The sequence below is a fragment of the Micromonospora sp. ABR4_055 genome, assembly GCF_056160425.1.
This window is the reverse complement of record NZ_JBSWXD010000060.1, coordinates 15,558-37,120: the sequence shown is the minus strand read 5'-3', so window position 1 is coordinate 37,120 and position 21,563 is coordinate 15,558. Positions and strand designations below refer to the sequence as shown.

Annotated in this window: 17 protein-coding genes and 2 pseudogenes; 3 read left to right on the top strand and 16 right to left on the bottom strand. The window is 71.9% G+C overall.

Annotated elements, in window-relative coordinates:
• Positions 1-333 precede the first annotated feature (333 nt).
• Positions 334-1,131 carry a septum formation family protein gene (locus ACXAHD_RS15800; RefSeq protein WP_281554555.1) on the top strand — a complete coding sequence of 266 codons (798 nt, stop codon included), beginning with the start codon at positions 334-336 and terminating at the stop codon, positions 1,129-1,131.
• On the opposite strand, the gene ACXAHD_RS15795 is transcribed toward ACXAHD_RS15800, so the two are convergent.
• From ACXAHD_RS15795 to def, 3 genes are read right to left on the bottom strand one after another with little or no spacing between them, the layout of a single operon-like run.
• Positions 1,122-2,588 (bottom strand): RsmB/NOP family class I SAM-dependent RNA methyltransferase, encoded by a 1,467-nt coding sequence (locus tag ACXAHD_RS15795; RefSeq protein ID WP_475051385.1) that lies wholly within the window; start codon positions 2,586-2,588, stop codon positions 1,122-1,124. The two genes, ACXAHD_RS15800 and ACXAHD_RS15795, sit on opposite strands and share 10 nt — an antisense overlap.
• Positions 2,589-2,646: 58 nt before the next feature.
• The gene (gene fmt / locus ACXAHD_RS15790; RefSeq protein WP_281554553.1) at positions 2,647-3,573 is read right to left on the bottom strand and encodes a methionyl-tRNA formyltransferase; all 927 of its coding nucleotides are present in this window, start codon (positions 3,571-3,573) and stop codon (positions 2,647-2,649) included.
• 5 nt (positions 3,574-3,578) lie between these two features.
• Positions 3,579-4,169, bottom strand: a complete 591-nt coding sequence (def, locus tag ACXAHD_RS15785; RefSeq protein WP_278168682.1) for a peptide deformylase — start codon at positions 4,167-4,169, stop codon at positions 3,579-3,581.
• A 172-nt stretch (positions 4,170-4,341) separates the two neighbouring features.
• Between def and ACXAHD_RS15780 the strand changes: the two are divergent.
• Positions 4,342-4,777, top strand: a pseudogene (locus tag ACXAHD_RS15780) (hypothetical protein).
• Positions 4,717-5,262, top strand: a pseudogene (locus ACXAHD_RS15775) (UDP binding domain-containing protein); the annotation flags it as partial. The pseudogenes ACXAHD_RS15780 and ACXAHD_RS15775, both read left to right, overlap by 61 nt.
• A 194-nt stretch (positions 5,263-5,456) precedes the next feature.
• On the opposite strand, the gene ACXAHD_RS15770 reads toward ACXAHD_RS15775, so the two are convergent.
• The 13 genes from ACXAHD_RS15770 to ACXAHD_RS15710 all read right to left on the bottom strand — a co-directional run bounded on the left by ACXAHD_RS15770 (position 5,457) and on the right by ACXAHD_RS15710 (position 21,543).
• The gene (locus ACXAHD_RS15770) at positions 5,457-5,810 is read right to left on the bottom strand and encodes a hypothetical protein (protein ID WP_281554552.1); all 354 of its coding nucleotides are present in this window, start codon (positions 5,808-5,810) and stop codon (positions 5,457-5,459) included.
• A gap of 481 nt (positions 5,811-6,291) precedes the next feature.
• A complete protein-coding gene (locus tag ACXAHD_RS15765; RefSeq protein ID WP_475051391.1) occupies positions 6,292-8,250 on the bottom strand; it encodes a primosomal protein N' in 1,959 nt (652 codons plus the stop codon).
• Between the two features lie 128 nt (positions 8,251-8,378).
• Positions 8,379-9,575 (bottom strand): methionine adenosyltransferase, encoded by a 1,197-nt coding sequence (gene metK / locus ACXAHD_RS15760; RefSeq protein ID WP_475051382.1) that lies wholly within the window; start codon positions 9,573-9,575, stop codon positions 8,379-8,381.
• Between the two features lie 112 nt (positions 9,576-9,687).
• On the bottom strand, positions 9,688-10,914 hold the full coding sequence (gene coaBC / locus ACXAHD_RS15755) for a bifunctional phosphopantothenoylcysteine decarboxylase/phosphopantothenate--cysteine ligase CoaBC (protein ID WP_281555557.1): 1,227 nt from the start codon (positions 10,912-10,914) through the stop codon (positions 9,688-9,690).
• On the bottom strand, positions 10,911-11,174 hold the full coding sequence (rpoZ, locus tag ACXAHD_RS15750; protein ID WP_123601182.1) for a DNA-directed RNA polymerase subunit omega: 264 nt from the start codon (positions 11,172-11,174) through the stop codon (positions 10,911-10,913). Before rpoZ ends, coaBC begins: the two co-directional genes overlap by 4 nt.
• A 117-nt stretch (positions 11,175-11,291) precedes the next feature.
• Complete coding sequence (gmk, locus tag ACXAHD_RS15745; RefSeq protein ID WP_281555556.1) at positions 11,292-11,894, bottom strand: guanylate kinase; 603 nt, start codon at positions 11,892-11,894, stop codon at positions 11,292-11,294.
• Positions 11,895-11,926: 32 nt separating this feature from the next.
• A complete protein-coding gene (mihF, locus tag ACXAHD_RS15740; protein WP_123601181.1) occupies positions 11,927-12,244 on the bottom strand; it encodes an integration host factor, actinobacterial type in 318 nt (105 codons plus the stop codon).
• Between the two features lie 174 nt (positions 12,245-12,418).
• On the bottom strand, positions 12,419-13,258 hold the full coding sequence (gene pyrF, locus ACXAHD_RS15735; RefSeq protein ID WP_281554550.1) for an orotidine-5'-phosphate decarboxylase: 840 nt from the start codon (positions 13,256-13,258) through the stop codon (positions 12,419-12,421).
• 37 nt (positions 13,259-13,295) lie between these two features.
• Positions 13,296-14,567, bottom strand: coding sequence for an adenosylmethionine--8-amino-7-oxononanoate transaminase (bioA, locus tag ACXAHD_RS15730; RefSeq protein WP_475051389.1), 1,272 nt, complete (start codon positions 14,565-14,567; stop codon positions 13,296-13,298).
• 134 nt (positions 14,568-14,701) lie between these two features.
• The gene (locus ACXAHD_RS15725; protein WP_475051378.1) at positions 14,702-15,772 is read right to left on the bottom strand and encodes a quinone-dependent dihydroorotate dehydrogenase; all 1,071 of its coding nucleotides are present in this window, start codon (positions 15,770-15,772) and stop codon (positions 14,702-14,704) included.
• Positions 15,769-19,110, bottom strand: a complete 3,342-nt coding sequence (gene carB / locus ACXAHD_RS15720; RefSeq protein ID WP_281554548.1) for a carbamoyl-phosphate synthase large subunit — start codon at positions 19,108-19,110, stop codon at positions 15,769-15,771. The genes ACXAHD_RS15725 and carB overlap by 4 nt, the downstream gene beginning before the upstream one ends.
• Positions 19,103-20,248 carry a glutamine-hydrolyzing carbamoyl-phosphate synthase small subunit gene (gene carA, locus ACXAHD_RS15715; protein ID WP_281554547.1) on the bottom strand — a complete coding sequence of 382 codons (1,146 nt, stop codon included), beginning with the start codon at positions 20,246-20,248 and terminating at the stop codon, positions 19,103-19,105. Before carA ends, carB begins: the two co-directional genes overlap by 8 nt.
• On the bottom strand, positions 20,245-21,543 hold the full coding sequence (locus tag ACXAHD_RS15710; RefSeq protein ID WP_281554546.1) for a dihydroorotase: 1,299 nt from the start codon (positions 21,541-21,543) through the stop codon (positions 20,245-20,247). Before ACXAHD_RS15710 ends, carA begins: the two co-directional genes overlap by 4 nt.
• Between the last annotated feature and the right edge of the window lie 20 nt (positions 21,544-21,563).

Sequence of the window (21,563 nt, the reverse complement as noted above, 5' to 3'; positions counted from 1 at the left end):
ACACCGGGAGAGGGTTGTGGGAGGGGGAGGGGGGGGAGAAAAAACAACACCCACCCCCCCTACTCCCCCACTGTTTTTCTGGTTGCGTCCCGGTTCTCCCTTGCGGAGCCTCGGCCCGCTGTCCGTCGAATCGGCAGGTCACAGTTACTGTGGAGAGTCATTTGACTACGTGAAGTACACTTAACTGTCTACGATCTTCCAACCACGGGGAGGGCGTACGACATGCGGTGGTGGGTACGGCTGGTTCTGACGGTCGCGGTTCTGACGACAGCGGCGGGATGCGCGCCCGCTGTCCGGTCCAACATCGGAGATGGCGACCTGACCAACGACTGGGTGGGGATCGGCACACCGAAAGTGTTCGTCCCACGGGCCGGCGAGTGCCATCCGGTCGCCGCCGGTACCGTCGGCCAGGGCGCCGAGTACCGACCCGTCGACTGCGGACAGTCCCACGAGGTGGAGACGGTCTTCGTCGGGATCTTCACCGGGGTGTACGGCGTACCGGACCACTCCCCCGCCCCCGGCTCGTCCAGCCGGCGGGCCGCCCGCGCCGACTGCGACCAGCGGGTCCGCAAGTTCCTCGGCGACGACTGGCAGGCCGGCCGGCTCCGGCTCGAAGTCGTCGTCCCGTCCACGACGGCCTGGGACGGCGGCGCCCGCTGGTACCGGTGCGACGTCGGCGAGGTGGTCAGCATGCAGGACCGCACCTTTGTCCCCCGCACCGGCAGCCTCACCGGCGCCCTCGACCAGCCGAGCCCGCTGCGCTGGGGCTGCTTCAACCCGAGCGCCAACGCCGCCGGCGACGTCGGAGTTCTCGCACCGGTGGCCTGCACCGAACCACACCAGAGCGAATTCGCCGGGCTGTACCTGGAAGCCGACCTGCCCTACGACGACTTCGCCGCGAACGCCGACCAGGTACACGAACGGTGCCGCCGGGTCGTCGCCGACTACGTCGGCCTACCCGTCGACGACGACCTGCGACACCGCTTCGGCACCATCTACGACTACCCGTTCAAGGACGAGTGGGACGACGGCAACCTCGCCGTACGCTGCCTGCTCTGGCGCGACCAACCACCGCTGACCCGCTCGGTACGCGACGGCGGCACCGCCGCCCTGCCGGTCCGTCAGGGCTGACCGACCCGGCGCAGCAACGCCACGAACATCGCGTCGGTGCCGTGTCGGTGCGGCCACAGCTGCACCGACGGCCCGGCGCCGAGCCCCGGCATACCCGCCGGCAGCAACGGCCGGGCGTCAACGAAATCCACCGGTACGCCGGACCTACGGGCCGCCTCGGTCACCGACACATGCGTCTCCACCCGGTGTGGCGAGCACGTCACGTAGGCCACCACGCCGCCCGGCCGGACCGCCCGCAGCCCGGCGGCGAGCAACTCCCGCTGCAACCGGGTCAACGGTGGCAGGTCCGACGGCTGGCGCCGCCAGCGCGACTCGGGACGGCGGCGCAGCGAGCCGAGCCCGGTGCACGGCGCGTCCACCAGCACCCGGTCGAACGCCGCCTCGGGCAGCTCCGTCCCGGCACCCACCTGACGACCGTCGGCGACGTGCACCGTGACCGGCAGCCCGCGTACCGCCTGCTCCACCAGCCGGGCCCGGTGCTCGGCGACCTCCACCGCGGTCACCTCGGCGCCGCGACCGGCCGCCAACGCGCCGAGCAGCGCCGCCTTGCCACCCGGACCGGCGCACAGGTCCAGCCACCGCCGGTCCGAACCGGACACCTCGGCTGCGGCCAACGCCGCCGCCACCAGCTGCGAGCCTTCGTCCTGCACGTGCGCCCGGCCCTGGCGGACCGCCGACACCTCGCCCGGCGCGCCGCCCGGCAGATAGACGGTGTACGGCGAGAACGCGCCCGGTGCCCCGCCGGTGGCGTCCGCCAGCTCGACCGCGTCGACCCGGCCCGGTCGGGCGCACAGGTGCACCGGTGGCGGCTCGTTGTCCTCGATCAGCAGCCGGGTCGTCTCCGCCAGGCCGTCGCCTGGCTCCTCACCGAGCGCCTCCGCGAACGCCCGGACGATCCACGGCGGATGGTGGTAGGTCACCGCCAGGTGACCTACCGGGTCGGCCTGCTCGTCCGGTGCCAGCTCCGCGAGCCAGTCGTCCAGGTCCCGGGTGGCGATCTCCCGGAGTACGGCGTTGGCGAACCCGACCGCCCCCGGCGCCACGTCATGCACCAGATCCACCGTGGCCGACACTGCGGCGTGCGCCGGAACCCGGGTACGCAGCAGCTGATACGAGCCCAGCCGCAGCGCGTCACGGGCCGGTGGATCGATCCGGTCCACCTCCCGGCCGGCCGCCCGGGCAATGATCAGATCGAGGGTGCCGACCATCCGCAGCGTGCCGTAGGTCAACTCGGTAGCGAAGGCGGCGTCGCGGCCCCGCAACTCCCGGTCCCGCAGGATCGTCGGCAACACCAGATTGGCGTAGGCGTCGTCGCGGTACACCGCCGCGACCGCCTCGTACGCCGCGTCCCGCGCCGGATCCGCCCGCCGCCGACGGCCACGCTGGTCGCGGTCGCCCCTGCCGTTCGCGACTGCGGGGCTCACTCGCTGCGCTCGCTCACTCCTCGCGCTCACCATGACCGCCCTCCGTTCACGACTGCGGGGCTCACTCGCTGCGCTCGCTCACTCCTCGCGCTCACCCGAAGAACTCGCCGGTGGTGATGCGGGCGCCGCGCGCCCAGTCCGCCGCCGACATGGCCTTCTTACCGGCGGCCCGGACCTCGCCGAGCGCGACCGGCACGGTGGCCGTACCGACCAGCAGGCGGTTACGTTCGGCCAGCGCTTCCCCAGGCTTCAGCTCCGGGCCGTCCGGCACCGGCCGGACCGGCCCGAGTTTGACCCGTTCGTCGCGGAACGTGGTCCAAGCGCCCGGCGCCGGAGTGCCGGCCCGCACCCGCCGGTCCACCGCGAACGCCGGATCGGTCCACCGCACCCGGACGTCGTCTACGGTCAGCTTCGGGGCCAGGGACACCCCGTCACCGGGCTGCGGCACCGCACGGGCGGTGCCGGCGGCGATCCCGTCGAGCACCGCGACCAGCAGCTGCGCGCCGCTGGACGCCAGCCGCTGCAGCAGGTCACCGGCGGTGTCCGTCTGGCCGACCTGATCGGTCACCGTGCCGAACACCGGGCCGGTGTCCAGCCCTTCCTCCAGCTGGAACACGCTCGCGCCGGTCACCTCGTCGCCGTGCAGCACCGCGTGCTGCACCGGAGCCGCCCCGCGCCAGGCCGGCAGCAGGGAGAAGTGCAGGTTGATCCAGCCGTGGGTGGGGATGGCCAGCGCGGTCGGCGGGACCAGGGCACCGTAGGCGACGACCGGTACGCAGTCCGGGGCCAGCTCGGTCAGCCGGCTGAGGAACTCCGGCTCCCGCGGGCGCTGTGGGGTCAGCACCTCGATCCCCCGCTCGTCGGCCCAGGCACCGGCTGCGGAGCGGACCAGCCGGCGCCCCCGCCCGGCGGGGGCGTCCGGCCGGGTGACCACCGCGACGAGTTCGTGGCCGCTGGCGGCGATCGCGTCCAGCGCGGGAATGGCGACCGCCGGGGTACCGGCGAAGACGAGTCGCATCGCCGTCACCCGCCCAGACCGAACGGGCTGGTCGCCGCACCGGGCCGGAACAGGCCACCGGGTGAGCGGTGCGGACTGACCTTCACCGTCGGCGGTGCGGCGGCGTCGTACCAGTCGGCTTCGCGGATGGCCTTCATCGCCTCCTTGCGGGTGGCGGCGTCGAGCCGGTCCAGGAACAGCACCCCGTCGAGGTGGTCCGTCTCGTGCTGGACGCAGCGGGCCAGCAGACCGCTGCCGACGATCTGCATCGGATCTCCGTACTCGTTGAAGCCCTTCGCGACGACGTTCTGTCGACGTTTGGTGTCGAAGTAGAGCCCCGGGATGGACAGGCAGCCTTCGGGGCCGTCCTGTTCCTCCTCGTCGGGGAAGTCCAGCACCGGGTTGACCAGGTGGCCCAGCAGGTCGTCGACGTGGAACGTGAATACCCGCAGCCCGACACCGAGCTGCGGCGCGGCGAGGCCGGCGCCGTTCTGATCGGTCATGCTGTCGGTCAGATCGGCGACGAGCCCGCGCAGCTCGGCGTCGAAGTCGACCACGGGCTCGGCCGCAGTGCGCAGCACCGGATCGCCGAAGAGTCGGATGGGCTGGACGGTCACGCGGTCAGGCTCCTTGTCGTGGGCAAACGGTGCCTCCAGTCTACGGGCGTACGCCGGACGTGGTGACGGACGCGGTGGTCACTCGGGCGGCCGTGACCGTGAAGTCGGGAAGACGGTATTGACGACGTGGTGATCCGGCCGTACTACTTCGTCGCTGTCAACGTTCACATCGATGATGTTGGTTGGGTCGAAGTCAGGGCCGTGGCTACGCTTCACCACCGACTTCAAACAGGCCGCGACCCACGGCGAGGTCCACTTCCTCGCCGTGGGCACCCCCTCCGGCCCGGACGGCACCTACGACCTGTCCCAGCTCACCGGCGCAGTCCACGAACTCGCACCGCATCTACACCAGCCGCCTGATCGTCGGCAAATCCACCGTCACACCCGGCACCGCCGCAAAGCTCGAAACCCTGGCCCGCAGCCTCGCCCCCGCCGCCGGGCAGATCGAAGTCGCCTGGAATCCGGAGTTCCTGCGCGAGGGCACCGCAGTGGCCGACACCCTCACCCCGGACCGCATCGTCGTCGGTGCCGACAGCGCGCCGCCGAGATGGTCAAGGCCACCGCGAACGCCTATCTGGCCACCCGCATCTCGTTCATCAACGCCGTAGCCGAGATGAGCGCCGCTGTAGGTGCCAACATCAGCGACCTCGCCGACGCAATCGGCCACGATGCCCGCATCGGACATCAATACCTAACACCCGGACTCGGCTTCGGTGGCGGCTGCCTACCCAAGGACCTCCACGCCTTCACCCAACAGGCCACCGCCGCCGACATCACTCCGGCCGTGAATCTGCTCCGCAGCGTCGACACGATCAACCAACACATGCGCCACCGTGCCATCAACCTGGCCCGCTCAGCCGTCGGAGGAACACTCACAGGACGTCGCATCGCCGTCTGGGGCGCCGCGTTCAAAGCGGGCATCGACGACGTACGCGACTCACCCGCCCTCGACGTCGCCACCCGCCTGCACCACCAAGGCGCGACCGTCACCGTCTACGACCCCCAGGCCATGCCCCAGGCCCGGCAAGCAGCTCCGGACCTGGCCTATGCCCAGACCGCCGCTGACGCCGCTCAGGACGCCCACCTGGTCATTGTGGCCACCGGCTGGCCCGAGTTCGGCGCGCTCGACCCACAGACTATCGCCGACCGATCCGCACCCCGATCCTGCTCGACACCCGGGGAGTCATCACCGTACCCCGCTGGATGGCCGCCGATTGGACCGTCCTCAGCCTCGGCTATCGGACATAGCCGCCAACCCCGGTGGGGCGGCACCTGCCGCCCCACCGGCTACCGGCAGTCTGAAACGAAAGCCGCGACAGACACCCCGTCGAGTCGCGCGTGTCCAAGCCCAACCCGTACCGGCTGCCGGCCGTTGTGCCGAAACCGCAGCAGTTCCGCCCTGTCGACGGCGGCCTCGCCCAGATGCAGATCCCGCCGCCTGTCGACCCAGTCCACCAGCCCCTGCCGGTCGCGGACCTCACCGGTGAAGTGCACCAGCGTGGCGTACCAGATGTCACGGTGATAGCTGTCCTCGAACCAGCCGTCGGACCCCAACTCCTCACCGAGCCGATCAGCGAACCCGTCAGCAGCATCGTCAAGGGGAAACGCACACATCATCACCCCGGACGGCGTGAGCGTCACCCCGCGCAGCCTGAACCGGACTGGCCGACACTCCGCAGCCGCCCGGCCCAGTGCAGCCGCACACCGACCCGCCAGCGGATCACCCACAGGAACATCGCGGCGATGAGTCTCAATGGCTCGGACCGTGAAATGCACCGCCTCCGGGGCGCCGGTCGGCCAGTGACCCGGACCGGCCAACCTCATCACCTCGGCGGTCACCGCAGCCAGCCTCGACACGCTGTCCGTATCGGGAACGAACACCACCGACGTCCCCCACCGGCCACCCTCAACCGGCGGCGTGTCCCGGTAGTGGGTCCCAGACAGGACCGCTTCACGACCCTGAACGAACAACCGGTCGAACGCCGCCGCGTAGGAGGCATCCGCCGCCGCCCTGTCCGAACCCCATGATCGCCTCGTCCTCGGCACCCGGCGCAGCCTACGCCGATGCCAAGCCCATACCCAGACGAACTCCCGTGCACGTCCCTCGTCTGGCTAAAGCCAGCTAGAGCAGGTCGAGCGGGTCGATCTGGATGCGTACCGGCTGGCCGGCACGGCGGGCGGTGCGGGTGCCGGCCGCCACCCGCAGCTGCCGGGCCAGTTCGGCCGCCTGCGACCGGCGGACCCGGATCAGCATCCGTTCCTGGCCGTCGGCCGCCGGCACCGGACCGAGCAGTTCGGCGCTGTCCGGCATCCGCAACGCGGCCAGCAGTTCGGCCACCGCCTCGGCGGGGCCGGTCACGCTGGCCATCCGGGCCGCCGGCGGGAAACCCAGCTCCCGCCGGTCGGCCAACTCGCGGGCGGCGAACCAGCCGGGATCCCAGCGCAGCAGTGCCTGCACCGGGGCGAGCCCGCCGTCGGCGACCACCACCACCTGGCCGCCGTCGGCCGCCGGGCGGGCCAGCGCGGCGGCGGACAGCCAGCGGCGTAGTGCCTCCTCCGCCGCCCGCAGGTCGGCCCGGGTCAGCAACGCCCAGGTGTCCAGCAGCAGTACGGCGCCGTAGCCACCGGCGGCCACCGGCTCGGCGCCCGGGGTGGCGACCACCACCGCCGGCTCGGCCGGCACCGAGGTGAGCACCTCGTCGCGGCCGGAGGTCCGCACCGTGGTGCCGGCGAACGCCCGGCCCAGCTCTTCGGCGGTACGCCGGGCACCGGTCACCGACGCCCGCAACCGACGCCCGTGGCAGTGCGGGCAGGCGTAGCCGGCGGCCGGCCGGCCGCACCAGCGGCACTGTGCGGTGGCGGTCGCCGCCGGCAGGGCCAGCGGGCCGGAGCAGTGCGGGCAGCGGGCCGGGGTCCGGCAGTCCGCGCAGGACACCGCCGGCAGGTAGCCGCGCCGGGGCACCTGCACCAGCACCGGCATCTCGGCCTGCAACGCCGTACGGGCGGTGGCGAAGGCCAGGCTGGGCAGCCGGGCGGTGGCAGCACCCGCGTCGCGGGCCAACTGGGCATCGTCGCCGGCCGGAGTGACCCGTGGGGCACGTCGCCGGACGGTCGCCCGGGCGGCGATGATTTCCCGGGCCCAGCCGGTCTCTACCAGCTGCTGCGCCTCGCCGGAGCGGGCGAAACCGCCGAGCAGCGCCGCGACCCCGCCCAGCTGTGCCCGGGTGAGCAGTACCTCGCGGGCGTGCGGGTAGGGCGCACGCGGTTCGGCGTGCACGTCGTCGCCGTCGTCCCAGATGGCGACCAGGCCCAGATCGGCGACCGGGGCGAACATCGCGGCCCGGGTGCCGACGACCACCTTGACCAGGCCGCGTCTCGCCGCGAGGAACGCCCGGTAGCGCCGGGCCGGGCCGAGCGCCGCGGTGAGCACCACGTGCCGACCGGCACCGAGGACCCGGCGCAGGGCCGCGTCGAGCCGGTCGACGTCACGTCCGTCCGGCAACACCGCGATCGCGCCCCGACCGGCCCGTACGGTGGCGGCGATCGCCTCGGCGTACCGGGCCGGCCAGTCCTCGCCGGGCAGCGGCGCCCAGACGGCGCGGGCCGGCCGACCGTCGGCGACGGCACGTAGAAACGCGGGTCCGGACGGGTACGCCGCCCATCCGGCGGCGTCGGTCGGCGCAGCGTCGGATGGCACAGCGGCCGGTGGCTCGGCGGCCAGTGGCGCGGTGGCGGGACCGGGCTCCGGTTCGCTGGTCTCCTGCTCGACGCGGGCGTGTCTCGGCGGCACGGCCAGCCGCAGCACGTCGGCCAGGTGCCCGGCGTACCGGTCGGCGACGGTGCGGGCCAGAGCCGCGATCTCGGCGCTGAGCACCCGTTCCGGCGAAACCAGCTTGTCGAGGAAGGCGAGCTTGCCGTCGTGGCCGGAGGCGGCCACCCGGTCCAGCACCCACCCGGCCACCAGTTGGCCGGCGAAGCGGACCCGGACCCGGGTGCCCGGCTGCACACCGTCGTCGAGCTCCGCTGGGACCAGGTAGTCGAACGGTCGGTCCAGGTGCGGCAGCGGCACGTCGACGCAGATGCGCGCGACCGGCAGCCGGTCGGCCGGCTGTCGGTCGCATGCCGCGCGGGTGCTCACCGGGCCATCCTGCCCGGCTGCCGGACTGGCCGGCGACCCGCCACCCCCGATGGTCGTCCAGCGGCGACAGGTCAGGCTCCGGCGGCGGCCTTCAGGTCCGCAGCCCGGTCGGTGCGCTCCCAGGCGAACTCCGGCATTTCCCGACCAAAGTGGCCGTAGGCGGCGGTCGGCCGGTAGATCGGCCGCAGCAGGTCCAGGTCGCGGATGATCGCGGCCGGCCGCAGGTCGAACACCTCGCCGATCGCCCGTTCGATCCGGTCCACCGGCACGTTCTCGGTGCCGAACGTCTCCACGAACAGGCTCACCGGGTGGGCCTTGCCGATCGCGTACGCGACCTGCGCCTCGCACCGCTCCGCCAGCCCGGCGGCCACGACGTTCTTGGCGACCCAGCGCATCGCGTACGCCGCCGAGCGGTCCACCTTCGACGGGTCCTTACCGGAGAACGCGCCGCCACCGTGCCGGGCGTACCCACCGTAGGTGTCCACGATGATCTTCCGGCCGGTCAGGCCGGCGTCGCCCATCGGTCCGCCGATCTCGAAGCGCCCGGTCGGGTTGACCAGCAGCCGGTAGCCCTCGGTGTCCAGACCGAGGCCCTCCAGCTCGGGGGCGATCACGTGCTCGCGGACGTCCGGGGTGAGCAGTGACTCCAGCGAGATGTCCGCAGCGTGCTGGCTGGACACGACCACGGTGTCCAGCCGCGCCGGCCGCAGCCCGTCGTACTCGACGGTGACCTGGGTCTTGCCGTCCGGCCGCAGGTACGGGATGGTGCCGTCCTTGCGGGTCGCCGACAGCCGTCTCGCCAGCCGGTGCGCCAACGCGATCGGCAGCGGCATCAGCTCCGGCGTCTCCGAGCAGGCGAATCCGAACATCATGCCCTGGTCGCCGGCGCCCTGGGCGTCGAGCGCGTCGTCGGCCGACTCGCCGACCCGGCGCTCGATGGCGGTGTCGACGCCCTGGGCGATGTCCGGCGACTGTGCGCCGATCGACACGCTCACGCCGCAGGACGCGCCGTCGAACCCTTTCTTGGAGGAGTCATAGCCGATCCCCAGGATCGTCTCGCGAACGATGGCCGGGATGTCCGCGTACGCCTGGGTGGTGACCTCCCCCGCGACGTGTACCTGGCCGGTGGTGATCAGGGTCTCGACCGCGACCCGGGACCGGGGGTCCTGGGTCAGCAGCGCGTCGAGGATCCCGTCGCTGATCTGGTCGGCGATCTTGTCCGGGTGGCCCTCCGTGACAGACTCGGAGGTGAAGAGACGGCGTGCCACGGTACTCCTTGAATCCGAAAGCAATGGTTCCCGGCAGTCTAGTCATCCACGTTGGGGTCTGGTGCCGTGCCGACCAAGGAATCCGGCGGTTCGCCGACCGACGTAGCGCAGCTCACTGCGACAGTCGGGCCACTACCAGATCCCATATGTCGTCGGCGAGCTGCTCCTTGCCCCGTTCGTCGAGCACCGCGACCGGACCGTCGGCGTCGAGCACTGTGGCCGAGTTGACATCCGCGCCGAACACCCGGTCGACACCCACCTGGTTGGCGACGATCAGGTCCGCGTTCTTGCGCGCCAGCTTCGCCCGGGCGTTGGTCAGCAGGTCCCCGGTTTCCGCGGCGAACGCGACGAGGAGCTGTCCGGGTCGCTTTGCCGCGCCGAGTTCGGCGGCAATGTCCGGGTTGGTGACCAGTTCGATCACTGGCGGTCGCCCGCCGTCGTCTTTCTTGATCTTCGTGGGTGCGTAGCTCGCCGGCCGGAAGTCGGCCGGCGCCGCGGCCATCACGACCACGTCGGCTTCGGCTGCTGCGGCGAGCGTGGCGACCCGCAGCTCCTCGGTGCTGCCCACCCGAATCAGCCGGACACCGGCCGGATCCGGCAGCGACACGTTCGCGGCGATCACCGTCACCTGCGCGCCACGGGCGACGGCGGTACGGGCGAAGGCGTACCCCTGCTTGCCGGACGACCGGTTGCCGAGGAACCGCACCGGGTCGAGCGGTTCACGGGTGCCGCCGGCGGTGACCACCACCCGACGGCCGGTGAGGTCGGCGACAGCACCGGGCGGGCGGGCCAGGACCCGGCGGGCGACGGCGAAGATCTCCCCGGGGTCGGGCAGCCGGCCCTTGCCGGTGTCGGACCCGGTCAGCCGGCCGGTCGCCGGGTCAATGACCAGCACCCCGCGGCGGCGCAGCAGCGCCACGTTGTCGGCGGTGGCCGGATGCTCCCACATCTCGGTGTGCATCGCCGGGGCGAACAGCACCGGACACCGGGCGGTCAGCAGGGTGTTGGTGAGCAGGTCGTCGGCGAGCCCGTGCGCGGCCCGGGCGATCAGGTCCGCTGTGGCCGGGGCAACCAGCACCAGGTCGGCCTGCTGGCCGAGCCGCACGTGCGGCACGTCATGGACGTCGCTGAAGACATCATCGGCGACCGGCTGCCCGGACAGCGCCGACCAGGTCGGCGCACCGACGAAACGCAACGCCGCCGCAGTCGGCACCACCTTGACCTGGTGGCCCGACTCGGTCAGCAGCCGGAGCAGCTCGCACGCCTTGTACGCAGCGATCCCGCCACCGACGCCGAGAACGACCCGGGGCGGGACGCGGGCCGGCGTACCGGCGCTCAGGGCTGGTCGGTGGGCTCGGCGGTGAGCAGGTTGGAGTTGATCTCTCGCATGGCGATGGAGAGCGGCTTCTCCTGCGGCGTGGTCTCCACCAGCGGTCCGACGTACTCCAGCAGGCCCTCACCGAGCTGGCTGTAGTACGCGTTGACCTGGCGGGCACGCTTGGCGGCGAAGATCACCAGGGCGTACTTCGACGAGGTCTTCTCCAGCAGCTCGTCGATGGGCGGGTTGGTGATGCCTTCCGGGCTGGCAATGGATCCCACGGGATGCAACCTTTGTGTCGTCGGGCTCTGTCGCTGGGTGTCATCGTCTAACCAACGTCGTGAACCGGTGCTGCCAGACCAGACCGGGCTGTCAGACCGGGCTGTCAGACCGGGCTGTCAGACCGGGCGGTGCGACTGGGCGTCGGTCAATAATGACGAACCGAGCAATCCTACCAGCTCGATTGCGGCTCGCGTCACATCGTCGTTGACCACCGTGACGTCGAACTCCTGCTCGGCGGCCAGCTCCTCGTCGGCGTGCTCCAGCCGGCGACGGATCGTCTCCTCGTCGTCGGTCCCCCGACCGACGAGGCGCCGTTTCAGCTCCTCGACGCTGGGTGGCGCGAGGAAGACCAGCTGGGCCTCGGGCATCGCCGCCCGCACCTGCCGGGCACCCTGCAGGTCGATCTTCAGCAGCACCGGCTCGCCGGCGCGTAGTCGTTGCTCGACCGCCGAGCGCGGAGTGCCGTAGAGGTTGCCGGCGAACTCGGCCCACTCCAGCAGCTGCCCGGTGGCAGCCATCCGCTCGAACTCGGGCCGGTCGACGAAGTAGTAGTGGACGCCGTCGACCTCGTAGTCCCGCATCGGGCGGGTGGTCACCGAGACGGACAGCCAGATCCAGGGCGAGCGCGCCCGGATCAGCTCGATCACGCTGTCCTTGCCGACCCCGGAAGGGCCGGAGAGGACCGTGAGCCGAGCTGCCGGGCGCGCGTCGTCATACATGGTCACTGCTTGTTTCTACACCCTGCCGCGAATCAGTTCGCGGCGAACTCCCCGAGCAGGGCCTTGCGCTGCTGGTCGCCGAGGCCACGGAGGCGACGGCTGTCGGCGATCTTGAGCTTCTCCATGATCTGGGTCGCCCGGATCTTGCCGATGCCCGGCATCGCCTGCAGCACGGCGGAAACCTTCAGCTTGCCGACAACGTCGTCGGACTCCGCCCGGTCGAGCACGGCGGCGAGGGTGGTCTTGCCCTGCTTGAGTTGCTCCTTCAACTCAGCACGGGCCTTACGGATCTCCGCAGCCTTCTCCAGCGCGGCTGCGCGCTGTTCGGGGGTCAGTGACGGGAGCGGCACCAGTTCTCCTCAGGTCCCTATCGCGACGGGCGGATCGCACCGCCGCTCTGTGAAACGTGGTGTGGCCGGGAACCAAAGGGGCATGTGGTTCCCAGCGCGGGGAAAACTAGCGGTCAGCGACGTTTTCGGCAACGTGGCCGCACCACGATCACGCGGGGGTGATCGGTCACTCACTCAGACCAGAACCCCGAGAGCCTCCCGACACTTAACAAGCGTCTGTTCGGCTGCGGCCCGCAACGCCGACGGGTCCGGACCGGATTTCAGCACCTCACGGGAGTACGACGGAAGGACTGCGGAAAGCGCTTGCCCGAACACTGTCCGCAGGTCCTCGGGCCGTCCACCTTGCGCACCCAGCCCGGGGGCAAGCATTGGGCCATTGACATGCGACAGTTCATGGCCGGTGTCACCAACGGTCGCACCGACCACCAGACCGAAACTGCCAATCGGCTCCGCACCCACGTTGAGCTGCGAAATCTCATCGATCACCGTCTGAGCGACGGTGCGTCCATCGGACAGCCGGGCGTGCTGCACGGCCCGCCCCTCGGGATTCGAGGTCAGCGCGACCACGAAGACGCCGCCGCCGTGCCGGCCGGCGAGATCGAACATCGGAGCGAGCGCCCCGACGCCCAGATACGGGTTGGCCGTGACCGCGTCGACCGCCAACGGGCTCGCCGGATCGAGGTAGGCGGCGGCGTACGCGGCGACCGTCGAACCGATGTCGCCGCGCTTCACGTCAAGCAGGACGAGGGCCCCAGCCTCGCGAAACTGTCGGATAGTTGACTCTAGGACGCCGATGCCCGCAGCCCCGAATCGTTCGAAGAAGGCCGATTGAGGCTTCACCACCGCAGCCACGTCGCCAAGCGCGTCGACCGCCGTCGCGGCGAACCGGGCCAGCCCATCGACGTCGTCCGGCAGCCCCCACCGGGTCAACAGCTCCGGATGCGGGTCGACACCCACGCACAGCGGGCCCCGGACGCTGACGGCCCGGTGCAGTCGCTGACCAAAGGTCTCCATCGGCTCTCCCTTCCTCGGCGGTACCGCCGGGCGGACCTCAGCGCGGTACCGCGACGGCCGCAGCCGCCATCGCGCGGGCGATCCGCGCGATGTCATCGTCGTCCGCCGGATAGGGCGGCATGGTGTAGATCAGGTCCCGGAACGGCCGCAGCCACACCCCGGCGTCCACCGCCGCCGCAGTCGCCGCTGCCAGGTCGACCGGCCGGTCCAGCTGGACCACCCCGATCGCGCCGAGCACCCGGACGTCGCGCACGCCGGGCAGCGTCGCGACCGGGGCCAAGCCGTCGCGCAGCCCGGCCTCGATCCGCCGTACGGCGACCTGCCAGGCCGGGACGACCCCAGCCGGCGCCGGACCGGTGGCCGCAACCGGCTCGGCCCCCGCCGTCGGCGCGGCGGCGCGCAGCAGTCCGATCGAGGCGTTGGCGACCGCGCAGGCCAACGGATTGCCCATGAAGGTCGGCCCGTGGGCGAGGACCCCGCTGGCGGAGATCCCGGCGGCCACCTCCGGGGTGCACAGCGCGGCCGCCAGTGTGAGGTAGCCACCGGTCAACGCCTTGCCCAGGCAGAGCACGTCCGGTGTCACCCCGGCGTGCTCGGCTGCGAAGAACGCGCCGGTCCGGCCGAACCCGGTGGCGATCTCGTCGAAGATCAGCAGTACGTCGTGCGCGGCGGTCGCCTCGCGCAGGGCGCGCAGGTACGCCGGATGGTGGAACCGCATGCCGCCGGTGCCCTGCACCACCGGCTCGACGATCACCGCGGCGATCTCGTCCGCGTACCGGGCCACCGCGTCGACCAGCTCGGCCAGGTACCGCTCGTCCGGCGCCCCCGCGAAGTCGCCCGGCGGGGCGGACACGAACACCTGCGCCGGCAGCACTCCGCGCCACAGATGGTGCATCCCGCCCTCGGGGTCGCAGACGCTCATCGGGTGGAAGGTGTCCCCGTGGTAGCCGCCGCGCCAGGTGGCCAACTTGCGCCGGCCGGGCCGACCCCGACCCAGCTGGTACTGCAGGCCCATTTTGATGGCGACCTCGACGCTCACCGAGCCCGAGTCGCAGAGGAACACGTGCTCCAGGCCGGACGGGGTGATCTCCACCAGGGTCTGTGCGAGGCGGACCGCCGGCTCGTGGGTGAGCCCGCCGAACATCACGTGCGCCATCCGACCCAGCTGGTCGGTGACGGCCGCGTCCAGCACCGGGTGCTGGTAGCCGTGCACGGCGGCCCACCATGACGACATTCCGTCGACCAGTTCCCGCCCGTCGGCCAGCCGCAGCCGGACTCCGGCGGCGCTGTCGACCAGCAGGGGCGCCATGGCCGGGGGCAGCGCGGCGTACGGATGCCAGACGTGCCGGCGGTCCAGCTCCCGTAACCGCTCGGCGCGGTGGCCGTCGCCGGGCACCGGCAGCTGTGCGCTCACCGGCCCCGGGCCCGCCGGACGCGGTGCGCTCATCGGCCCCGGGCCTGCCGGGCGATCGCCCGGACCAGCCCCGGACCACGGTAGATGAAGCCGGTGTAGAGCTGCACCAGGCTGGCGCCGGCGTCGAACATCCGGGCCGCGTCGTCCGGGTCGAGGATGCCGCCGACCCCGATGACCGGCAGCGCGCCACCGGTCTCCCGGTGGACGAAGGAGACCACCTCCCGGGCCCGGCCGGTCAGCGGCCGGCCGGACAGCCCGCCGGCCTGATCGGCCTGATCCGCGTCGGCGCCGGCCAGGCCGGAGCGGGACAGGGTGGTGTTGGTGGCGATCACCCCGGCCGCGCCCCGGGCCAGGCACACCTCCAGCAACTCGGCGATGGCCGGCTCGCACAGGTCCGGCGCGATCTTGATCAGGATCGGCCGCTCCCCCACCAGGGTCGCCAGCAGGGTGTCGAGATGTCCGCGGTCCTGCAGCTGCCGTAGCCCCGGGGTGTTCGGCGAGGAGACATTGATCACGAAGTACTGGCCGTAGCCGCTGAGAGCCTTGTACGCCGACAGGTAGTCGTCAACCGCCTCCTCGATCGGCACCACCTTTGACTTGCCGAGCGAGATGCCCAACGGCACCGGGCGGTCGGCGTGCGCCGGATGCGAGCGGCCGAACCCGGCCCGCTCGTCCAGCCGGCCGAGCACTGCGAGCCGGTCGGCGAGCGCCTCGGCGCCAGCGTTGTTGAACCCCATCCGGTTGATCACCGCCTCGCTGGTCGGCAACCGAAACAGCCGGGGTCGGGGGTTGCCCGGCTGGGGACGCGCGGTGACCGTACCGACCTCGACGAAGCCGAAACCCAACGCCGGCCAGGCGGGCAGCGCCAAGCCGTCCTTGTCCATCCCGGCGGCCAGGCCGACCGGGTTGGGGAAGTCGACCCCGAAGACGGTACGCGGCGCGGCCACCGCGTACCGGGTGCGCAACGCGGCCAGCGCCACCCGGCTGCGGGACAGGGCGGCCAGCCGGCGCAGCGTCCACTCATGGGCGGTCTCGGCGTCACCGCCGCCGAGCCGGAACAACGCCGACCGGGCCAGCCCGTACCCGCCGGATCGGGTCACCGGGCCGCCTGTCGGCCGGCTGTCTCCGGGCGCAGCGCCGCGTGCAGCTGCTGCAGCGGCCGGACCGCCATGTCCCCGTTGATCAGCGCCTCGATGCCCATCACGGCGGCGGCGACCCCGGGCACGGTGGTCACACACGGGGTGTCCGCGGTGACCGCCGCGCTGCGGATCTCGTACCCGTCGGAGCGGGCGCTGGCCCCGGAGCCCTGCGGCGTGTTGATCACCAGGGCGATCTCGCCGGAGGCGATCAGCGTCACCGCGTCAGGTTGGCCGTCACCCGGTTCCTCCCAGTGTTTGCGGGTCAACTCGCAGGCGATGCCGTGGCGGCGCAGCACCTCGGCGGTGCCGGCGGTGGCGACGATGTCGAACCCGAGATCGGCCAGCCGCTTCACCGGGAAGATCATCGCGCGTTTGTCCCGGTTGGCGACCGAGACGAAGACCTTTCCGCTGGTCGGCAGGGAGCCGTACGCGGCAGCCTGCGACTTGGCGAAGGCGTTGCCGTACGCCGGGTCGATCCCCATTACCTCGCCGGTCGACTTCATCTCCGGGCCGAGCAGCGAGTCGACGCCGTGCCCGGCGCGGGTGCGGAACCGCTTGAACGGCAGTACCGCCTCCTTGACCGCGATCGGCGCGTCCGGCGGCAACGTGCCGCCGTCACCGGTGGCCGGCAGCATCCCTTCGTCGCGCAGCTGCGCGACGGTGGCCCCGAGCATGATCCGGGCCGCCGCCTTGGCCAGCGGCACCGCAGTGGCCTTGGAGACGAACGGAACGGTCCGCGAGGCCCGCGGGTTGGCTTCCAGCACGTACAGCACGTCGTCCTTGAGCGCGTACTGCACGTTGAGCAGCCCGCGGACCCCGACGCCGCGGGCGATCTGCTCGGTGTAGTGCCGGATGGTGGCCAGGTGCGGGGCGGCCAGGGTGATCGGCGGCAGCGCGCAGGACGAGTCGCCGGAGTGGATGCCGGCCTCCTCGATGTGCTCCATCACCCCGCCGAGGTAGACCTCGCCGGTGGCGTCGCACAGCGCGTCCACGTCGATCTCGATGGCGTCGTCGAGGAACCGGTCGACCAGCACCGGGTGCTCCGGCGAGATGTCGGTGGCCCGGCCGATGTAGTCGCGCAGCGTCGCGTCGTCGTAGACGATCTCCATGCCGCGCCCGCCGAGCACGTACGACGGGCGGACCAGCACCGGATAGCCGATCTCGTCGGCGATCGCCTTGGCCTGCTCGAACGACACGGCGGTGCCGTGCGCCGGGGCGCGCAGCCCGGCGCGGGCCAGCACCTGGCCGAACGCGCCCCGCTCCTCGGCCAGGTGGATCGACTCCGGTGGGGTGCCGACGATCGGCACCCCGGCATCGGCGAGCCGCTGCGCCAGCCCGAGCGGGGTCTGCCCGCCGAGCTGGACGATCACCCCGACCACGCCGGGGCCGCCCGCGGCCCGGCCGGCGGCGTCCTCGGCCTGCCAGACCTCCAGCACGTCCTCGAAGGTGAGCGGCTCGAAGTACAGCCGGTCGGCGGTGTCGTAGTCGGTGGAAACCGTCTCCGGATTGCAGTTGACCATGACGGTCTCGTACTCGGCGAGCGCCATCACCGCGTGCACGCAGGAGTAGTCGAACTCGATGCCCTGGCCGATCCGGTTCGGCCCGGAGCCGAGGATCAGCACTTTCGGCCGGTCCGACGGCGCTACCTCGGTCTCCACGTCGTAGCTGGAGTAGTGGTACGGCGTGCGGGCGGCGAACTCGGCGGCGCAGGTGTCGACCGTCTTGTAGACCGGGTGCAGACCGAGCCGGTGCCGCAACGCCCGAACCCCGTCCTCGCCGGCCAGCTCCGGACGCAGCGCGGCCATCTGCCGGTCGGACAGCCCGGCCCGCTTGGCCCGGCGCAGCAGTGCGCCGTCGAGCACCGGCGCGGCCTCGATCTCACGGCGCAGTTCGACCAGGCCGGCGATCTCCTCGAGGAACCAGGGGTCGATACCACCGGAGGCCTCGGTGACCTGGGCGACGGTGGCACCCAGCCGCAGCGCCCGTTCGACGGTGTAGAGCCGGCCGTCGTGCGGGGTGGCCAGCTCGGCCAGGGTGGACTCGACGGTGGCGTCGGCCGGATCGGGCACCGTCCAGAAACCGGCGGCCTTCGTCTCCATCGAGCGCATCGCCTTGTTCAGCGCCTCGGTGAAGTTGCGGCCCAGGCTCATCGCCTCGCCGACCGACTTCATCGTGGTGGTCAGCTCCGGGTCGGCGCCGGGAAACTTCTCGAACGCGAACCGGGGGATCTTGACCACGACGTAGTCGAGGACCGGCTCGAACGCCGCCGGGGTCTGCTTGGTGATGTCGTTGGGGATCTCGTCGAGGGTGTAGCCGATGGCCAGCTTGGCGGCGATCTTGGCGATCGGGAAGCCGGTCGCCTTGGACGCCAGCGCCGACGACCGGGACACCCGGGGGTTCATCTCGATGACGACGAGCCGGCCGGTGCCCGGGTGCACGGCGAACTGGATGTTGCAGCCGCCGGTGTCGACGCCGACCTCGCGCAGCACGGCGATGCCCATGTCGCGCATCCGCTGGTACTCCCGGTCGGTGAGGGTCATCGCCGGGGCGACGGTGACGCTGTCGCCGGTGTGCACCCCCATCGGGTCGATGTTCTCGATGGAGCAGACCACGACCACGTTGTCGTTGCGGTCGCGCATCAGCTCCAGCTCGTACTCCTTCCAGCCGAGCACGCTCTCCTCGATGAGGACCTCGTGCACCGGAGAAGCGGCCAGCCCGGCACCGGCGATGCGCTCCAGGTCGTCCGGGGTGTGCGCCATGCCGGAGCCGAGCCCCCCCATGGTGAACGACGGCCGGATGACCACCGGCAGCCCGAGCTCGGCGACGGTGTCGTGCACCTCGGCCATGCTGTGGCAGACCCGGCTGCGCGGGGTCTCCCCGCCGGCGGCGGCGACGATGTCCTTGAACAGTTGCCGGTCCTCGCCACGACGGATCGCGTCGACGTCGGCCCCGATCAGCTCCACGCCGTACTTGTCCAGCACGCCGGCGGAGTGCAGGGCGACCGCCGTGTTCAGCGCGGTCTGCCCGCCGAGGGTGGGCAGCAGCGCGTCGGGACGCTCCCGGGCGATGACCAGCTCGACGAACTCGGGCGTGATCGGCTCGACGTAGGTGGCGTCGGCGAACTCCGGGTCGGTCATGATGGTCGCCGGATTGGAGTTGACCAGCGACACGCGCAGCCCTTCGGCGCGCAGCACCCGGCACGCCTGGGTGCCGGAGTAGTCGAACTCGCAGGCCTGGCCGATGATGATCGGCCCAGAGCCGATCACCATGACATGCTGCAGATCTGTCCGCTTAGGCATGTTTTCCCTCGATCAGCTCGACGAACCGGTCGAACAGGTAGTCCGCGTCGTGCGGACCGGCCGCCGCTTCCGGGTGGTACTGGACGGTGAACGCCGGCACCTCACGGGCCCGCAGCCCCTCGACCACGTCGTCGTTGAGGCACACGTGGCTCACCTCGACGCCGCCGAAGTCGGTGTCGATCACCGTGTTCAGCGGGGCGTCCACGGCGAACCCGTGGTTGTGGCTGGTCACCTCGACCTTGCCGGTGGTGCGGTCGAGCACCGGCTGGTTGATGCCGCGGTGGCCGTAGCCGAGCTTGTAGGTGCCGAAGCCCAGCGCCCGGCCGAGGATCTGCGAGCCGAAACAGATGCCGAACAGCGGGATCCGGCGCCCCATCACCTGGCGGGCCAGCGCGACCGGATGGTCGGCGGTGGCCGGGTCACCCGGCCCGGGTGAGAAGAACACCGCGTCCGGGCCGGTCGCCAGGACCTGCTCCAGCGTCGAGGTCGCCGGCAGCACGTGGGTGGTCACCCCACGCTCGGCGAGCCGGCGCGGCACGTTGCGTTTGATGCCCAGGTCCAGCGCGGCGACGGTGTAGCGGTGCTCGCCCTGCGCGGTGACCGTGTACGGCTCGGCGGTGGTCACCTCGGCGGACAGGTCGGCACCGACCATCTGCGGGGCCCGCCGGACCCGGTCCAGCAGCTCCTGCGGGTCGCCGGTCAGGGTGGAGACGCCGACCCGCATCACCCCCCGGTCGCGCAGGTGCCGGGTCAGTGCCCGGGTGTCGACCCCGCAGATGCCGACCACCCCTTCGGCGGCCAGCCGGTCCTCCAGGTCACCGGTGGCCCGCCAGTTCGACGGGCGGCGGGCCGGATCCCGGACCACGTAGCCGGCCACCCGGATCCGGTCCGACTCGTCGTCGTCGACGTTGACCCCGGTGTTGCCGATGTGCGGTGCCGTCTGCACCACCACCTGCCGGTGGTAGGACGGGTCGGTCAGGGTCTCCTGGTAGCCGGTCATCGCGGTGGTGAACACCGCCTCGCCGAAGGTCTCCCCGACCGCGCCGTAGCTCTCGCCGGGGAAGACCCGGCCGTCCTCGAGCACCAGCAGCGCCGGAACCCGCTGGCGGGTTGCTGCGGTGGTGGCGGTGTCGTTCATCGCACGGCCTTTCCGTCGAGCACGGTCGCGTCGCCGCGCAGGAAGGTGGCGACCACCTGGCCGGGCAGCACCATCCGCGCGTACGGCGTGTTGCGGCTGCGGCTGGCCGACTCGGCCGGGTCGACGGTGCGGCTGGCGGCCGGGTCGATCAGGGTGAGGTTCGCCGGGACGCCCGGCGCGGGGTCGTGCCCGTGCCCGGTCAGCCCGGCGATCCGGGCCGGGGCCCGGGACATCCGCTCCGCGATCAGCTCCCAGTCTGGTACACCGTCGGCGTCGTGCAACGCGGTCGTGAGCAGCACCACCGACAGGGCGGTCTCCAACCCGAGCATGCCGGGCCGGGCGTACGCCCACTCGCACTCCTTGTCCTCCACCGCGTGCGGGGCGTGGTCGGTGGCGACGATGTCGATGACGCCCTCGGCGAGCGCGGCGCGCAGCGCGGCGACATCCTCGCCGGTCCGCAGTGGCGGATTGACCTTGAAGACCGGGTCGTAGCTGGTCGGCGCCTCGTGGGTGAGCAGCAGGTGGTGCGGGGTGACCTCGGCGGTGATCCGGACCCCACGGGCCTTGGCCTGCCGAACGATCTCCACGCTGCCGGCGGTGGACAGGTGGCAGACGTGCAGCCGGCTGCCGACGTGTTCGGCGAGCAGCGCGTCGCGGGCGATGATCGCCTCCTCGGCGACGGCCGGCCAGCCGGTCAGGCCGAGCCGGGTGGAGACCTCGCCCTCGTGCATCTGGGCGCCCTCGGTCAGCCGGGGCTCCTCGGCGTGCTGGGCGACGACACCGTCGAACGCCTTGACGTACTCCAGGGCACGGCGCATCAGCCGGGGGTCGGCGACGCAGTGCCCGTCGTCGGAGAAGACCCGCACCGCGGCGGCGGAGTCGGCCATCGCGCCCAGCTCGGCGAGACGCTCGCCGGCCAGACCGACGGTGACCGCGCCGATCGGCTGCACGTCGACCAGCCCGGCCTGGCGGCCGAGCCGCCAGACCTGTTCGACGACGCCGGCGGTGTCGGCCACCGGGGAGGTGTTCGCCATCGCGCAGACCGCGGTGTAGCCGCCGAGCGCGGCGGCCCGCGACCCGGTCTCCACCGTTTCGGCGTCCTCCCGGCCGGGTTCACGCAGGTGGGTATGGAGATCGACCAGCCCGGGCAAGGCGATCAGGCCGTCGGCGTCGAGCACCTGCGCCCCCGGTGCGCTCAGCCCGGTGCCGGCGTCGGCGACCACACCGTCGCGCAACAGCAGGTCGACGGGGTCCCGGCCGAGGACCCGGACGCCCTTGATCAGGTACGCGCTCACAGCGAGGTCCTTTCGTCGTG

Bases quoted from the DNA above. Each gene is read 5' to 3' on its own strand.
- ACXAHD_RS15795 (WP_475051385.1), bottom strand. From the start codon at position 2,588: ATGGTGAGCGCGAGGAGTGAGCGAGCGCAGCGAGTGAGCCCCGCAGTC.
- fmt (WP_281554553.1), bottom strand. From the start codon at position 3,573: ATGCGACTCGTCTTCGCCGGTACCCCGGCGGTCGCCATTCCCGCGCTG.
- gmk (WP_281555556.1), bottom strand. From the start codon at position 11,894: ATGTATGACGACGCGCGCCCGGCAGCTCGGCTCACGGTCCTCTCCGGC.
- pyrF (WP_281554550.1), bottom strand. From the start codon at position 13,258: ATGGAGACCTTTGGTCAGCGACTGCACCGGGCCGTCAGCGTCCGGGGC.
- bioA (WP_475051389.1), bottom strand. From the start codon at position 14,567: ATGGCGCCCCTGCTGGTCGACAGCGCCGCCGGAGTCCGGCTGCGGCTG.
- carB (WP_281554548.1), bottom strand. From the start codon at position 19,110: ATGCCTAAGCGGACAGATCTGCAGCATGTCATGGTGATCGGCTCTGGG.
- carA (WP_281554547.1), bottom strand. From the start codon at position 20,248: ATGAACGACACCGCCACCACCGCAGCAACCCGCCAGCGGGTTCCGGCG.